Annotated in this window: 6 protein-coding genes; 4 read left to right on the forward strand and 2 right to left on the reverse strand. The window is 63.7% G+C overall.

All coding sequences use genetic code 11. The annotated features are described in order from the left end of the window. Positions 1 to 310: 310 nt before the first annotated feature. Complete coding sequence (locus tag CO664_RS11915) at positions 311 to 1,585, reverse strand: polysaccharide pyruvyl transferase family protein (RefSeq protein WP_097538867.1); 1,275 nt, start codon at positions 1,583 to 1,585, stop codon at positions 311 to 313. Continuing rightward, complete coding sequence (locus CO664_RS11920; protein WP_176536568.1) at positions 1,582 to 3,030, reverse strand: hypothetical protein; 1,449 nt, start codon at positions 3,028 to 3,030, stop codon at positions 1,582 to 1,584. Before CO664_RS11920 ends, CO664_RS11915 begins: the two co-directional genes overlap by 4 nt. Positions 3,031 to 3,200: 170 nt before the next feature. On the opposite strand from CO664_RS11920, the gene CO664_RS11925 reads away from it, so the two are divergent. The 4 genes from CO664_RS11925 to CO664_RS11940 all read left to right on the forward strand — a co-directional run bounded on the left by CO664_RS11925 (position 3,201) and on the right by CO664_RS11940 (position 17,086). Continuing rightward, positions 3,201 to 4,025, forward strand: a complete 825-nt coding sequence (locus tag CO664_RS11925) for a glycoside hydrolase family 16 protein (RefSeq protein WP_234819626.1) — start codon at positions 3,201 to 3,203, stop codon at positions 4,023 to 4,025. 304 nt (positions 4,026 to 4,329) lie between these two features. After that, positions 4,330 to 6,276 carry a non-ribosomal peptide synthetase gene (locus CO664_RS11930; protein ID WP_037417227.1) on the forward strand — a complete coding sequence of 649 codons (1,947 nt, stop codon included), beginning with the start codon at positions 4,330 to 4,332 and terminating at the stop codon, positions 6,274 to 6,276. After that, positions 6,273 to 14,312: a hybrid non-ribosomal peptide synthetase/type I polyketide synthase gene (locus tag CO664_RS11935; RefSeq protein ID WP_097538868.1), complete on the forward strand. Its 8,040-nt coding sequence runs from the start codon at positions 6,273 to 6,275 to the stop codon at positions 14,310 to 14,312. Before CO664_RS11930 ends, CO664_RS11935 begins: the two co-directional genes overlap by 4 nt. After that, the gene (locus tag CO664_RS11940; protein WP_097538869.1) at positions 14,309 to 17,086 is read left to right on the forward strand and encodes a condensation domain-containing protein; all 2,778 of its coding nucleotides are present in this window, start codon (positions 14,309 to 14,311) and stop codon (positions 17,084 to 17,086) included. The genes CO664_RS11935 and CO664_RS11940 overlap by 4 nt, the downstream gene beginning before the upstream one ends. Positions 17,087 to 17,108: the final 22 nt, after the last annotated feature.

The following is a 17,108-nucleotide window of genomic DNA, read 5'->3' on the forward strand; positions in this document are numbered from 1 at the left end:
TTCGGCTGCTTCGCGATCAGCTCATGTCTGGGTGCTCAAGGGGGTGCGCCGGATGGATGCACCTGATAATGCCTCAAGTCGCCCCACCATCGCGCACACTCTCTCTTCGGTCTGCACGATTGTACTTTAGAATATATCAGGCAACCGATGGTTGGGAATATTACCCAAGATAGTTAGGCTGGTGATAAATCGGGGGAGTGTTGCCTAGCCCGCGTGGGGGATTCTCGCGCTCAGGTGCTGTGAAAGGCGAACAAAATCAATGCCAATGCCGGGATTTCCAAGCATTGGATCCAGATCCGGGATGAAAGTCTCACGGTCTCAGTGATGCGGAAGCGGTGAGTGCGGCGCGTCGGTCGTGGCGCTGGATGATGCTTCCACCAGCAGTCTTGACCGGCTGCGCGCCTAGCAGGGCAGTTTCGAGCCCGCGCACGCCAGATCGCGCTTGCGAGACGATCTCATCCCGCGCCGTCGGATCGATCCCCTGGCGTGCAGCTTCCGCCAAGGCGACTGCCATCTGCCGGACCGGCATGTCACCGGCAGCGAAGCGGTCCGGTTGCCCTGTAAAGCTGAAGAAGCCCTCGACCTTTTCGTCCCATGCGAGCCCGATCTGCGGCACGCCCAGCGAATAGGCGGCAATGCATGCGTGAAGTCGATGCGCCATAATCACCTGCATCGCGGCAATCGTATCGACGAGCTCCTCGGGTCGGGTCGGACGCGGCGCCAGGCTGAGCCTGTCTTGGGCGACACAGCGGGCGAGGTCCGGCGCGCCGAGGAGTCGCCTTGCAAACGCCTGGTCTTCCTCGGCGCCATTGCTGAAGAGGCGGACATTGTAGCCGTCATCGAGCAGCAGCTTGATGAGTTCCTGATATTCACCCCGACCGCGGAAAGGTATGGTCGACCGGCCATGTGTCGCGTGCCTGTGGAGGATGAGCGGGTCGGTCACACAGACGCCAATGGTCATGGTCCGCGCCGGTTCACGTCCGTAGTGTCTTGCCAGAAGATCGATGGCCAGGAGGCCGGGATCGGGGACGATCTCGGCGTGCGGGCCGGCGGGAAAATGTTGCGCCCAGTTCCTGGCCGCGATGCGGTCGCGAACGGAGACATGAACCACACGCGCTAGTTCAAGCCTGCGAAACAGCTCGTCGGCGCGCGGCGACCATTGGCGTCCGACCCCGACCGCATAGATCGCGAGCGGCTTTGCGCTGCGCCGCACGCAATCGAGAACGGTTGCGACCTTCAGGGGAAAGTTCAGGTCATCGTCCTGAAAGAGATTGCCTCCGCCGATCACCACGGCGTCGGCGTCGTCTATCAACGCCTGCCAACGATCGCGCAAGTTGCCGAGCTTTCCGGCAAGCCCGCGCGAAACCGCGGCGCGCCGGAGAAAGGAGGGAAGCGTCTGGAGAGCCCGAAGGAACAGACGCCGCCTGGCATTGTTGCTCTCTCCAAAAGCGCTCCGCCCTGCAAGGTCTATCGTCTCGACGGTGAGTTCATCGGATCCGCGCATCAGTTCGCCCTCGAGGCATTGTGCCAACAGGCCATCTCCGAGGTTCGCACTGTATTTGACGTTGAAGACGAGGACCTTCATGACAGGCTTCCCGAATGTCGCCGTCCCGACGCGCCGGCTAGGTGCGCCCGAGCGGGCTGCGTCATCGTGACGCGAGGATAGGTGAGGGCCGAGATGCTGCCGGCAAGGATGTAGAATGTCAGGCCGAGATCGTAAACCGTGCCTGAAATGAGCGATGTCGTCAGCCCTGCGACCAACCCGGCCTTTGCCGCACGCACCACCGACGCCGTTTCCCCGTCGCCGTTCGGCGCCTTCGGCATTCTGGACCGGAGAGTGGCGGCGACAAAGAGGCAGAATGCCGCCGTCCCCGGGACCCCGACGTTCGAGAGGAGCACGAGCAGATAGCTCGATGCGCGGGCGCTTCCGAGCCCGGCGCCAAGCCCGGAAGTGTCCAGAAATGTCTGGTAGGCGGCGGCGTTCCAGGCCATGCGCTCCCGACCAGACTGACTGTCTGCCTTGGACAGCAGGATCTCGTCGAGGAACTGATTGATGGACTCGGCGGTGGCCGGGAAGAGGGTTATGGTCATCATAAGGGCGAGGGGCATCAAGGCGGCCACGGCGAGGAGGAAGCCGGTGCGCCCCGCTCGCCGGGAACCGAGCGCGGATGCGACCGAGCGCGACCAGAGAAACGGGACGACGACGGCGAGGCCCACGAGGGCCGTCGCGGACGTGGACAGCACCAATGCGACAAGCAACGCCGCCGCCATCGGTCCGGTCACGCGCGAGCGGATACGGTCGAGCCAGAGGCTGGCAATGGCCGCGAAGAGAACCAGTGTGTAGTCGGCGAAGGCCGACGCCTCGGGAAAGGCTCCGGAAATCCGCTTGAAGCCACCCTTCTCGGAGGCCGTCAACAGCGCGTAGTTGGCCGTCCGGACGAACTCCAGGAGTTGCTCCGTGCCGGTGAAATAGGTCAGGACGTCGGCGACGGCAAAGCCGAGATTGACGGCGGCAACGATCAAGAGAACGTTGACCAGATGCGCGGACGCAGCGGTCCGGCGGATATACGCGTAGCAAAGGCCAAAACAGACAGCACCGCCGAGCGCGTAGATTGCTTGCGTTATGTTGCTGGACGAAAAGCGAAGGGGCACGTGGGCGACGATGCTGCGCGCGCCGACCGAACGCTCGACGGTCAGTACATCGATCGTACCCTGGAACAGGCGCGGCAGGAGGATCGCGGTCATCAGCCCGAACATCGTCAGCACCAAGAGCCAGAACCCCGCCTTTGGTGGGGCGTAGGCCGCAAGCACCGGCCCTTCGCCATAGGCCATGAAGATCCTGGCGCAAAAGAAGAGCAGAAAGACGTTGGGCACAAGCACGGACGCGCCGCCAAGGGCAGGCAGGTTGAACGCAGCCGCGGAACCGAGTGCCGTCGATATGACCATGAACGTAAAGGCCCAATGGACCGGTGCGAACAAGACGCCCAGTCCTACAATCACCGTGATGACGCCGATCAGTTCAAAGTTCATTGCCAAGATCCGGTTGTGCCAGGATCGTAGCAAAGGCTGTTACGCGCGTATTTACGCCCGCGGTTACGCCTTTCGTATAGCCGCTCGACCCGATTTGGTAGTGGATGGCCGCGACGGGCTTGCGCTAGTTTGTTCCGATGTTCTCGCACCCTCGCGATCTCGGGTTTGGATTGAACCGCCGGTTCCTGATCAGGAGGCTCGCTTCCGGGCTTCTGGCATGCGCGCTGGCATCGACCTTCCCCGGCCCGGTGCCGGCAGAAGGCGTTGCCGGCAGCGATACCGGCGACGAGCTCTCACTCGACAGGATGGAGACGTCTTTCGACGAGAGTTTCGACACCCTCAGCGTATCCGCCTGGGGGCCCGACACGCGCTGGATCGCGCATACGCCCTGGTCGGGCGATTTCGGCGGTGCGCGCTTTGCCAATCCTGAAGCCGGATATCCGTTCACCACCGAGGACGGCATCCTGCGCATCGAGGCCAGGCGCGACGACGAGGGCAAATGGACCTCCGGCCTGCTTGCCTCGGTCGACCCCAAGGGCAAAGGCTTTGCTCAGCAATACGGATATTTCGAGATGCGGGCGCGGCTGCCGACCGGCGCCGGAGTCTGGCCAGCTTTCTGGCTGATCGGCAAGGACCGGTCCAAGGCGACGGCCGAGATCGACGTGCTGGAGTTCTACGGGGACAAGCCGGACGGCTACTCCTCCGTCGTGCATGTGTGGCATCGCGATGGGCGTCACGATTCCCAGTTCAAGCGCATCGATGCTTTTGCTGCCGGCGATCCGGGAGAATTCCATACTTATGGCGTCAAGGTCGACGCCGAGTTCATCCGAATGTACTTCGACCGTCGCCTGGTCTGGAAGGCAAGCACGCGTCCCGAGCATCGCCAGCCGATGTTCATCTTGCTCAACCTCGCCCTCGTCGAGTCGACCGCAGACGATGCACCCGACCCTTCCCACATGTATGTGGACTACGTCCGCGCCTACCGTTTCCGTTGATATCTCGAGATAATTTCACCTCCACGGAGCGCGTGCGCATTTCACGCGCTCGGAGCTTGTTCGACCTCGTTTCTAGGTGCGACCGCGGCCGTCCGGTGAGAGCTTCCGCCGAAGGACTAAGCAGTCTAACCCTTTTGGCCGCGGGCAAAGCTGAAGCTATCCCAATGATCAACTGTTTATTTTTCCTCACCATGAAATTCTGACGACCGGCGGCACGGCTTGAAAGTTGTGTCGCCGTTGCCAGTCGCGTCGGACGACCGCATTCGGCGCTCTGTGGGGACGGGAAAGGGACAGGAGATCGGCAATGATGGACTTCCGTGTTTCCGCGACGGAGGAGAAATCCGGCGTCGCCCGATCGGCGGAGCCGCGCTCGGATGTCATCATACATTATGACCGGGATCGCTCCATTCCCTCGATCGTTGCACAGCACGCTGCAGCCAGTCCGAAGTCGGTAGCACTAGTTTGTGAGGGGCGCACGATCACCTATGACGAGCTTGAACGAGTTTCGGACCGCCTAGCGGCCTATCTCATCCGGGAAGGGGTCCAGAAAGGCGACATCGTCTGCTTGTTCGTGCCGCGGTCGCCGGAAGCAATTGTGGCCATGCTGGCGATCCTGAAGGCCGGGGCCGCTTACCTGCCGCTGGACACGACTTTTCCCATTGAGCACCTCGACTATGTCATCGGCGAATGCGAGCCGAAGGTCGTCTTCGTCGACCCCGAGACGGCGCGGACGATCCGTTCGGTCCCGAACGCAAAGGGATCGAACGTCGATCTGTTCGCGCTGCTCCAGAAACTCACTGGCGGCGCAGACGAGATCCGGCCTGACATCGCAGTCGGTGGCGGCGATCTGGCCTATGTGATGTTCACGTCTGGCTCTACCGGCCGACCGAAAGGCGTTGCCATCGCCCATCGCGGCATTGCGCGGCTGTCGCTGGACCAGAATTACCTCAAGCTCACAAGCAACGACGTCATGCTGCACGCCGCGACGATCGCATTCGACGCCTCCACCTTCGAGGTCTGGTGCGCCCTGACAAACGGTTGCAAGCTGGCGATCTTGCCGGACGGCAACTTTTCGGTCGCCCGCCTGCGCGATGTCGTGGGCGGCAATGGCGTCACGGTCGCGCTGCTAACAACGGGGCTCTTCAACCTGCTCGCCGACTACCCCGGTTCGGCCCTGCCGTCGTTGCGCCACATGTTTTTCGGCGGCGAAGTCGCCTCTGTCGAACATGTGCGGCGCTTTCAGAAGACTTTTCCCGATTGCCGGGTAACCAACGCTTACGGGCCGACCGAGATCACCGTTCTCGCCACCGCCTACGACATACCGGCAGGCTTCGACGGTAGCGACGTGCCGATCGGTCAGGCGGTGGAGCATACCGGCATTCTGATCGTTGACGAAGAGCGTCGTCCGGTTCCGGCTGGCGTCGAGGGCGAACTGGTGCTGACGGGTGACGGCGTGGCCATCGGCTATTTCAAGCGGCCCGAACTGACGGCGGAGCGGTTTGTCACGATCGAAACGCCGGAGGCGCCCCTTCGAGGTTATCTGACCGGCGACCTGGCCGTCCTGGATGAAAACGGGTCGGCCCGGTTCAAGGGCAGAGTTGATCGACAGATTAAGCTCAACGGCAAGCGCATCGAGCTCGACGAGATCGAGGCCGCGCTCCGGCGCGACCCGCGCCTTTCAGACGGCGTCGTCATCTGCCAGACGCTCGGTCCGCAGAACAAGCGAATCCTCGGCTATATCTGCCCACAGGCCAGCGCCACCGCAGATGACGCCGAGTTGATACGGGGTGTTATGGAGCGGCTGCGCAACGCCTTGCCGGCCTACATGATCCCGAGCGTCGTCACTGTGCTCCGCCAGCTTCCGCTGCATCAATCGGGGAAAGTGGACCGATCCAAGCTGCCCCTGCCTGTCAATGCGGCGCCAACGGCAACGGCACCGATCACGAGCCAGACCGAGGCGGTCCTGCTCGGCCTCTGGCAGGCTGTCCTCGGTATCCAGGCGGTGGAACTCGATCGGAATTTCTTCGACCTCGGAGGGACGTCGCTTCAACTGATGCGCATCCATGCAGCACTCGAAAGCAATCTCGGCCGGCCGGTCGACGTCGTGGCGCTCTTCGAGCATCCGACGATCAGGGAACTGGCGGGCTTTCTCGATGGCAGAGCCATTGCTGGCGCACGGGCAATGTCGGCGGCGGAGCGAGCCGCGCTGCAGCGCAAGACCATGTCTCAATTCCGCAGGAGTGCTCCATGACGGCGATTGGCGAAGCAGACAGCAATCTTTCCGGCATCGCCATCATCGGCATGTCCGGCCGCTTTCCCGGAGCTCCTTCGGTGGAAGCCCTGTGGCAGATGATCTGCGAAGGGCGGGATGCCTTTTCCAAGCTGAAACCGGATGAGCTCGAAGACGCTTTCACCGACGAGGAGCGCGGCAGCGCCAACTACGTGCCCGCCCGGCCGCACCTGCCCGACATCGAACTGTTCGACGCCGAGTTTTTCGGCATGTTTCCGCGGGAGGCCGCAGTCACCGACCCGCAGCATCGGGTCTTTCTGGAGATCTGCTGGGAAGCGCTGGAACGCGCCGGCTACGACCCACAGAAATATCCCGGACTTGTCGGCGTTTTCGCCGGCGCTTCGATGCCGACCTATCTCATCAACAACGTACTTGGAGAGCGGGCGAAGGCGGAGGAGTTCACGTCCAACTACCAGATCGGTTGCTTCCAGCAGATCGTCGGCTCCTTGACGGATGCACTGGCGACGCGGATTGCCTACAAGTTTGATCTGCGAGGGCCCGCCTTCACCATTCAGTCGGCCTGCTCGACGTCGCTGCTGGCGGTATCGCAGGCCTGTCATAACCTGCTTACCTACAGTTGCGACATGGCGCTCGCCGGTGGCGTGTCGATCACCGTGCCGCAGCGGCGCGGTTATTTCTATCAGGAGGGCGGCATGGTCTCGCCCGATGGGCTTTGCCGTCCCTTCGACGAACAGGCCGCCGGAACGGTCTTTGCCAGCGGCGCGGCTGTCGTCCTCCTGAAGCGGGTGGAGGATGCGCTTCGTGACGGCGACCACATCTTCGCGGTGATCCGCGGCTATGGCGTCAACAACGACGGGTCGGAGAAGGTCGGGTTCACAGCGCCGAGCGTCGCTGGCCAGGCCGGGGCCATTGCTGCAGCGCTGGCGGGCGCCGACGTCGATCCTGCGACCATCGGCTATGTCGAATGCCACGGCACGGCGACGCCACTCGGCGATCCCATCGAATTCGGAGGCTTGCGCGCCGCCTTTGCCGACACGAACGAGCGGCGGGGATCATGCGCACTCGGGTCGGTGAAGGGTACGGTCGGCCATCTTGATGCGGCGGCCGGCGTCACGAGCCTCATCAAGGCGGCGTTGGCACTCCAGCACGCAAAGATCCCCGGTTTACCCAACTTCACGCGCCCCAATCCGCGCATCGACCTCGACGGGAGCCAGTTCTACATCCCCACGGAAATGACCGACTGGCCAGAGGGGGAGGGTCCGAGACGGGCGGGCGTGAGCTCCTTCGGGGTCGGCGGGACCAATGTCCATGTCGTCGTCGAGGAGGCACCGGTCCGCGGGGAGGCGGCGGGCGATCCCCCCCGCGGCCCATTCATTCTCCCCCTGTCGGCGCGCAATGAAGCGGCGCTGGCGGCGATGCGCCTCAACCTGAGAGACCATCTTGCGAAGATGCCCGATGACACATTGGCGGCCGTCGCCCATACGCTGCAGACCGGCCGCCGGGCATTCGCGCATCGCTCCGCGATCGTGGCCGACAGCGTGGGTCAGGCTGTTGAGCGTCTAGGGTCCGAGCGCGTGGCGAGCGCCGTCGCCGCCGATCGCCCGCCCGTCGTCTTCATGTTTCCGGGCCAGGGCTCGCAATATGTCGGAATGGGCGCCGTGCTTTACAACCGCGAGCCGGAATTCACACGCTGGATCGATCGCGGCACCGAAATCCTGCGCGCGTCCCTCAAGATCGACCTTCGCGATTTCATCTGTCATGCCGGCGCAGTCTCGCAGGCGATGGCGGACGAGCAGCGCGAGACGCGGATTGCCCAGCCCTGTCTCTATCTGGTCGAATACGCTCTGGCGCGGTTGTGGATGAGCAGGGGGCTCGAGCCGAGCGCGATGATCGGCCATAGCGTCGGGGAGTTTGTTGCCGCGACGCTCGCCAATGTCATCTCCTTCGAGGATGGCCTGCGCCTGGTGGCCGCCCGCGGCCGCCTCATGCAGGCGCAGCCGCAGGGCGCGATGGTCTCCGTGCGCGCGGATGTCGAGACCGTGACACCGCACCTGCGCGCGGATGTGGAGATCGCGGCGATCAACGCCCCCAAGCTCTGCGTCATTTCGGGGACTTTCGCCGGCGTCGACGCGACCTGCGCGGCCCTCGAGGCATCCGGAATCGCCTTCAGCCGCTTGCACACGTCACATGCCTTCCATTCCGCGATGATGGACGGAGTGACCGACGCGCTGCGCGAGGAAACCGCCAGGGTCACCTACGGAACGGCGAACCTGCCGTATGTCTCCTGTGTCAGCGGCAGCTGGCAAACGGTCGAGCAGGGCATGTCGCCGGACTACTGGGCGCGTCATTGCCGGGCGGCGGTGCGATTTTCGCAGGGGCTCGAAACTCTCAGCCGGGAGCAGAAGCCGGTGCTGCTCGAGGTCGGCCCAGGGCGCACGCTCTCGGTCTTTGCCGCTCAGACACTGAGCCGTGATGCCACCCATGCTATCGTTCAGTCGCTGCCGGAACACGATCGCGCCCATGCCGCGAGCGAGACGCTTGCAGAGGCGCATGGCAAGCTCTGGACGGCGGGTTGCGATCTCGACTGGCCGGAGAAACCCGGGCCGCAGCCGTCAAAGCTGCTCCTGCCGACCTATCCATTCCAGCGTCAGCGGCACTGGATCGATGCGCCGCAATCGGTCCGGCGCGCCGGCGACCACGCCTCGGCGGCACCGGCACTGACTGCCGAGAGACCTGCATCCATTGCGTCAGCCCCATCGATCGAGGGAAGTCCCACCATGGAAGTCGTCAAACCAATACCCGTGGCCAGCCGCGCTCCCAAGCTTGAGGCCTCGTTGTTGAACGTCTTGGCCGATATGTCCGGCGAGGCACTCGGGGCAGGGGACTCGACGGCGACCTTCCTGGAGCTGGGTTTCGATTCCCTGTTCATCGGACAGTTCGCGCAGCGGATCGAAAAGGATTACAAGATCAAGCTCTCCTTCCGCGAATTGCTGAGCAATATCCCGACCGTCCGGGATCTGGCGCGCCACCTTGACCAGCAACTGCCGCCGGAACCGGCAAACTCGGCCGAAGCGGTGGCCGCGGAACCCGCCAGTGCGGCTCGGGTCGCCGTGCCGCCGGCGCCATCTGCGCCCGCTCCGACCGCCGCCTTCAGCGCACCGACGGCGAGCGCGCCGCCCGCGAGCGCCAGCGGTCTTGAAGGGATCTTGCAGTCTCAACTTCTGATGGTGCAGTCGATTCTCTCGCAGCAGCTCCAGGTCTTGCAGGCGGGTACCGCGGAGCGCGCGCTGTCCGCGGCAGCGCCCGTTGCGACGACGGTACAGCCCATGCCTATGCCTGTGACGGCGGAAGCGGCACGGGCCGTGGGCGATGGCGATGTCGGCGCGCAGCGGATCAAGCTCTACAGCCCCGGCGCCAAGAACGCGGCTTCCGAGATGACACCCGAGAAGCACGCCTTCGTAGCCGAGCTGATCACTGCCTACGAGGCGCGCAATCCGAAATCCAAGAGCTTCACGGACCGCAACAGGCGGTGGCTCGCCGATCCGCGCACGGCCGCCGGCTTCCGGCAGGACTGGAAAGAGATCGTCTTCCCGGTCGTGTCCGATCGGTCGAAGGGCTCCCGTATCTGGGACATCGACGGCAACGAATACATCGACCTGGTCAACGGCATGGGGCAGACCGCCTTCGGCCATGCGCCCGATTTCGTGACCGAGGCGATAAAGTCCCAGGTGGATGCGGGCTTCGCCATCGGTCCGCAGACGCCGCTCGCCGGCGAAGTCGCCGAGCTGGTTGCGGCGATGACCGGACATGAGCGCGTGACCTTCTGCAACACCGGATCGGAAGCGGTGATGGCCGCGATGCGCGTCGCCCGCACAGTGACCGGCCGAGACAGGATCGTCGTCTTCGGCAACGATTATCACGGCCAGTTCGACGAGGTTCTGGTGAAGGGAAGGAACCGTGGAGGCACACCGGTCGCGCTGCCGGTCGCGGCGGGGATTCCGGCGGCCTCCGTCACCAACATGACCGTGCTTCGCTACGGCGACGCCGAGAGTCTCGACTGGATCCGCGCCAATGCCGGAGAGATTGCCGCGGTCATCATCGAACCCGTGCAGAGCCGGCATCCGGAGCTGCGTCCGCAGGCGTTCGTGCGGTCTTTGCGCGAGATCGCAACGGCGTCCGAATTCGCGCTCGTCTTCGACGAGGTCGTCACCGGTTTCCGGGTCGATCCGGGCGGCATGCAGGCGATCTGGGGAATCAAGGGCGACATGGCGACCTACGGCAAGGTCGTCGGCGGCGGCATGCCGATCGGCCTGCTGGTCGGCGACAGCCGGTTCATGGATGCGCTCGACGGCGGCCACTGGAGCTATGGCGACGATTCCGTGCCGATGACCGCGCCGACCTTCTGCGCGGGCACGTTCGTTCGCCATCCGGTGGTTCTCGCTGCGGCCCGTGCCGTGCTGCAGCATATTAAGGGCGACGGCGCCGCTCTGTATGGACGGGTGGCCGAACGCACTGAGGCGCTGGTGGCTGAGGTCAACGCCGATCTCGCGCGGCGCGGCATTCCCAATGTCGTCCAAAGCTACAAGAGTTGGTTCGTCACCGATTTCGGCAGGGACGATCCGTTGGGCACGCTGCTCTATGCGAAGATGCGCATGCTCGGCATCCACATCCAGGACGGCTACCCCTGCTTCCTCACGACGGCCCATAGCGAAGCGGATTTCCAGGCGATCGCTGCCGCGTTCCGTGAAAGCCTTGATGCATTTCAGGCGGTCGGCATTCTCGGTACGCCGCCTGCGGAGTTTGCCTCCCCACCGCAGACGTCGACCCCGCGGGCGGCCCGTCCTTCGGCGGCTCCTTTGACGGAGGCGCAGAAGGAGATCTGGCTGGCGGCGCAAGCCGGGGACGGTGCGTCATGCGCGTTCAACGAATCCTTCACGATGACGATCGACGGGCAGCTTGACGAAGAGAAGCTTCGCCAGGCCCTCAAGACCGTCATCGCGCGGCACGACGCCCTGCAGATCCGGTTCGGCAGAGCGGGAGATCATTTCGAGTTCATTCCCGACTTCGATCTCGATATCGGTCACGTCGATCTCGTCGGGGATGCCGATCGTGAAGCGCTGTTCGCCCGGTTTCTTGAAGACGATGCGCACACGCCCTTCGATCTGGCAGAAGGCCCGCTCGCCCGGGCATGCATCCTGCACATGGAACCCCAGAGCCACCGGCTGGTGTTCACCGCCCACCACATCGTGTGCGACGGCTGGTCCGTCAATGTTCTCGTCGAGGAACTGGCGAAGGCCTATTCCACCCTGGTCGATGGCGCGACGCCAGACCTGCCCGCGGCCCTGTCCTTCGCGACCTATGCCACGGATCTTGCGCCAAAGGCGGAAATGTCGAACGCGACCGAGCGCTTCTGGCTCGATCAATTCGCGGAGGTCCCGGACCTGCCGGACCTGCCGCTCGACCACCCCCGCCCGGAGCGCCGGAATTTTGCCGGCGGGACCGTGCACGGGCAGATTGAAGCCGATGACTACAAGGCTCTGAAGAAAGCCGGTGCCAAGGCTGGTGCGACGTTGTTCTCCACACTGCTTGCAGCGCTTCAGGTGGTGATCTCCCGTCTTTCCGGGCAGGACGACATCGTCGTCGCCGTACCCTCGGCCGGCCAGAGCCTGCTCGACGGCCAGACGCTCGTCGGCCATTGCGTCAACCTGCTGCCACTGCGCCAGCAGGTGGATGCAAGCATGCGGTTCGACGCACATCTGAAAGCCACGCAGCAACTCGTGATCAATGCCTTCGAGCATCAGGACTACACCTATGGCACCCTGGTGCGGAAGCTCGGCATCAAGCGCGACATGCACCGCCTGCCGTTGACCGAGATTCAATTCAACCTGGAGAGAGTGCCGGAAAATCTGGACTTCGGAGGCCTCGAGACGCGGATCGCCTCGAACGGCAAGGCTTTCTCCAACTTCGACATGTTCTTCAACCTGACCGAGGGCCCGCAGGGCGTGCGCATCGACGTCGATTATAATGCCGAGGTCTTCGATAGAGGCACGGTCGAACGCTGGATCGGCCATCTTGTAACCCTCGCCGGTGCGCTTGCCGAGGACATAACCAGGCCGATCGGCCAGCTTCCGCTGATGCGCGCAAGCGAGAAGAACTGGCTGGTCCACACGCTCAACGACAGCGCGGCGGACTATGATCGCGACGCCTTCGTGTTCAGGCTTTTTGCGGAAAAGGTTAAGGCCCAGCCCGATGCAGCGGCCGTCGAGCACGACGGGCAAGTGCTAACCTACGCGGAACTCGATCGCCGTTCCGACCAACTCGCCACCTATATCCAGGAGGTGGTGCCCGATCCTGGGCTGAGGATTGCGGTGCTGGTCGAGCGCTCGCTCGACATGGTCGTTGCGTTGATCGCCATCATGAAATCCGGGCATGCTTACGTGCCGCTCGATCCAGCGCACCCGGAAAACCGACTCGCCCAGACGCTAGAGATCGCACGCGTGGCGGCCGTCATCTGCGATAGCGAAAAATCCGCGGGGCTTGCAGGATCGCAGCTCCAGGCCATTCGACTGGACAGGGACGCCGACGCCATCGCGGCCGTCCGAAGTGCACCAAAGCTGCCCACCGACACAACATCGGCCGCCTACGTCATCTTCACGTCGGGTTCTACAGGGGCACCCAAAGGCGTGGAAGTGTCGCACAGGGCGCTCGTCAACTTCCTGGTGTCGATGGCGAAGGAACCGGGTCTGACCGATCGCGACACCATCGTCGCCGTCACCACGATCTCCTTCGATATCGCAGGCCTGGAGCTGTATCTGCCGCTGATCACGGGGGGACGCGTCGTACTGGCGGGCCGCCAGGCGGTACGGGACGGCTTTGCGCTCGTGCGCCTCGTCGAGCAGTGCAATGCCACCGTGCTGCAGGCGACGCCGACGCTGTGGCAGATGCTCGTGGAAGCGGGCCTCAAGCGCCCCGGGCTCAAGATGCTCTGTGGCGGCGAACCGTTGCCGAAGGCGCTGGCCGAAACCTTGCTCGCCACCGGCGGCGAACTCTGGAACATGTACGGACCGACGGAAACGACGATCTGGTCCTCCGTCGGGAAGATTGATGCAGCCGACGGGCCGATCACGATCGGTCACCCGATTGCCAATACGCAGCTTCATATTCTTGACCGGACCGGCAGTATTGCGGCGATCGGTGTTACCGGTGAGCTCCACATCGGCGGCGAGGGATTGGCGAACGGCTACTTCGATCGTCCCGACCTCACCGAAAAAGCCTTCGTCGAGATCGACATCGGCACCGGCACGCCACAGCGCTTCTATCGGACGGGTGACGTCGGCAGACGGCTTGTCGATGGCTCCCTGCAATTGCTCGGCCGCCGCGACCAACAGATCAAACTGCGTGGCTTCCGCATCGAACTCGGCGACATCGAAGCCGTCATGGCCCGCGCACCCGGCATTCGCCAATGCGCCGTCGTCGCGGCGCATAACGGTCGGGGCGAAAAGCACCTCGTCTGCTACCTGGTGGTCGAGGAAGGCGGCAGCCGCCCCAGCAACGCGCAACTCTCTGCCCACGCGGAAGCTAACCTTCCTGCCCACATGGTTCCGACCTTCTGGGCATTCGAGGAGACGCTCCCGCAGACGGCCAACGGCAAGCTGGATCGGAAGGCCCTCGAACAACGGGGCTTGCCGCAGCGCGCGGCGACCGTGATCCGGGTGCCGCCCCGCACGCCGATGGAGGAGCGACTCTGCACCATCTGGCGCGAGGTGCTGAATTCCGACGATATCGGCGTGGAGGACAATCTCTACGCGCTGGGCGCCGACTCGCTCGTCATCTTCCGCATCGCGGCACGTATGCTGGACAGCGGCCTCGAACTCGAGGCGAAGCATCTGATGATGCATCCCTCGGTGGCCGAACTCGCGGCCTTCGCCGAGGCTCGCAATGAGACGAATGGGACGCTTCCCCATCCCTCTGTTCCCTCGCTGAGGGATTTCCGCAATGGCGCGCGCCGCCGCATCGAACAGGTGACACGGGCATGAAGGAAACGAACCAGGCAGTTCCGACAACCGCACCGACGGTCGTCGCCGAATTTCCCTGCTCGCAGACGCAACTGCGCTGCTGGATTCTCGACCAGATGAAACCCGGAAATCCCGCGCTCAACGTCGCAGTGCGTTGGGAGGTGCGCGGCGCGATCCGCTCGTCGGCGATCGAGGCGGCGTTCCGCACCGTCATCCAGCGTCACGAGATCCTGCGCACCCGTTTCGTCGAAGTTGGCGGCCGTCCATGCCAACAGGTCGTCGACCAGGTCGACTTCCGCATGTCGGTGATCGATCTCAGGAACGTGCCGGCCGACCAGCGCGAGGCCCGCATCCTTTCGATCGGCGAGGAGACGGCGCGCGCGCCGTTCGACCTCAGCCAGCCCTGCCTTTTCCGCGTCTCGCTGCTGATGGTGGAGAACGACCGCGGCTTCCTGCTGATCACCGCCCACCAGAGTTGTTTCGACGGTTGGTCGATACGCGTGCTTGGACGGGAGGTCGGCGAAATTTCTGCGGCGATCGAGGCCGGGCGGACGCCTGCCCTCCCGGAACTGCCTTTGCAGTATGGCGACTTCTCGCTCTGGCAGAGCGAGTATCTGGAAAGCTATGGGTTCGAGGCGGAGAAGGCGTTCTGGCGTGAGCGTCTCAAAGGCGCTCCCTATTTCGAGGTCGTCCCGGACCATCCGAGGGGACCTGTCAAGACGACACGCGGCTCCATCCTGTCGGTTGCCAAACCTGTCGAGTTCGGCGAGCGCATCGATGCCGCCTCCCGGCAGCATCGCGTTTCCCTCTACAGTTTCGGCGCTGCCGTGGTGAGCGCGCTGCTCCATCGCTACGCCGCTGCCGAAAAGGTCCTCTTCGGGTCCCAGGTGGCCGGGCGCGACGACACCGATCTGGAGAATCTGATCGGCGTTTTCATTAACAACATCGTGTTGCGGTTCGACTTCCCCAGTGACATGACTTTTGCCGACCACCTGCGCTCGGCAAGCGAGATTGTCACGGCAGCGCTCAATCATCACCGCATGCCGTTCAACAAGCTTGTCGAGGTGGTCAACCCGATGCGCGATCCCTCGCGCAATCCACTGATCTCCGTCAACTTCAATCTCCAGAAGGCGTTTCTCGAGGACCAGCGATATGGCGGCCTCGAACTTATCAGTGCGCCGTCGCAATCGCCGGGTGTAATCTACGACCTCAGCTTCATGATGATTGGCCGCCCGAGCGGCTGGCGCATGTCGATCGAGTACAATGCCGACCTGTTCGAGCGGCGCACCATCGAGGGCTTGCTCGATCTTTGGCAACAGATCTACGAGATCGTGCTGGAACGGCCATCCGCGTTGCTGTCCTCGTTGATCGTGCCCGAACGGGAGATATTCCAGCAGCCGGAAATTCTTCGGTCTGTCCCGGTCGCGGAGCAAGTCCTTTCCGGCCACCCCTCGGTTGCTGCAGCGGCGGTGGTACCTACCGATGGCGGCATGGGCAGCTACGGCTTCGTGACGCCTGTCCCCAATATGATCGAGCCGCTCGACCGACTGCCCGAGACGCTCATGACCTATCTCCGGTCGCAGCTGGCGACCCCGGCGATGCCGCAAGGCGTCAGTGTGCTCCTGAACCTGCCGCGCAAATTCGATGGCACGGTTGATCGCGATGCGCTGACTGTCCCCGTCAAAACCGCGCCGGCGGTGCAGGTCACACCTGCCGCGGGCAAGACCAGCATGCCGATTGACGAAAGGACGAAGGCGCTCGCAGCCATCTGGTCCGATGTGCTCGATGTCCGAGAAATCGCGCCCGGCGACAATTTCTTTTCGCTCGGCGGCCACTCTCTGCTCGCCTTGCGAATGTTGTCCGCGGTCCGCTCCAAGCTCGGCGGGAAAGCGGATCTGGAGCTGCTGTTCAAGCAACCGACCTTTAGCGGTTTCGCCGGTGCGATCTTCGGCGTTGCCGACGGGGATGCGGCAGCGAAAGACGACAATCCCTGGTCCGTCAGCGTCTGCCGAGAGGGCACGGGCCCGTGCTCGCTCTACACTCTGAACCACCCGTTTCTCTACTATCGGCTCGCCAACGAGCTCGACAGCACTGTGTCCGTCTACAACGCCAACATGTTCAGCGCGGATCTCGACGGAAGACTTGCGTCAATGTCGTTCGAAGACATTGCACGGCGCGTCGTCGAGAGGATGGGCGCCGACATTCTCAAGGGGCCGATCGCCATCATGGGGCTCTGCGTCAACGGCGTGCTGGCCATGGAAGTGGGCCGGCAGCTTCGCGAGCGCGGAGCGGACTTGCGCTTCACTGCGGTCATAGACGCCTGGGCCCCCGGCTTCGTGCGCTCCCAGCCGAAGCTGCGCCGGCTGCGCTGGAATGGCGAGCGGCGCCTGAAGCGGCTCGGCTATTTCACCCGCAAGCTGTTGGCCGGGCGCATCCGCCTGGTCGACTTCCTCCGGGAGTTCAATTTCAGCCTCGGCCTGATGAAACGCATCGGTTTGCAGGCAGGCGCCTACTCGGACGAGGAAGAGATCAATGCAAGGGTGACCGACCTGCTCGTCGACGCGGCTCGCAGCTATCGTCCTGCGCACGCCGACGGCAATCCGGTTCTGCTTTTCCGCAGCGAGGCGAACCATCCGCGGGCGCGCAAGCTCCTGTTCGGCTGGGGCGAGGCCGTTGCCCCCGACACGGAGGTCTTCGACCTCGAGGGGTGGCATGAAGACAGTCTCAACAGCAACAGTATCAAGGCACTTGCCGCCATTGCCACACATCGCTTCGGCGGCCGTAGCACCAATTGATCACCGACGTGGAGAGCACGAC

Origin of the sequence: Sinorhizobium sp. NG07B (assembly GCF_002532005.1) — a bacterium.
Taxonomy (GTDB): Bacteria; Pseudomonadota; Alphaproteobacteria; order Rhizobiales; family Rhizobiaceae; genus Sinorhizobium; species Sinorhizobium fredii_C.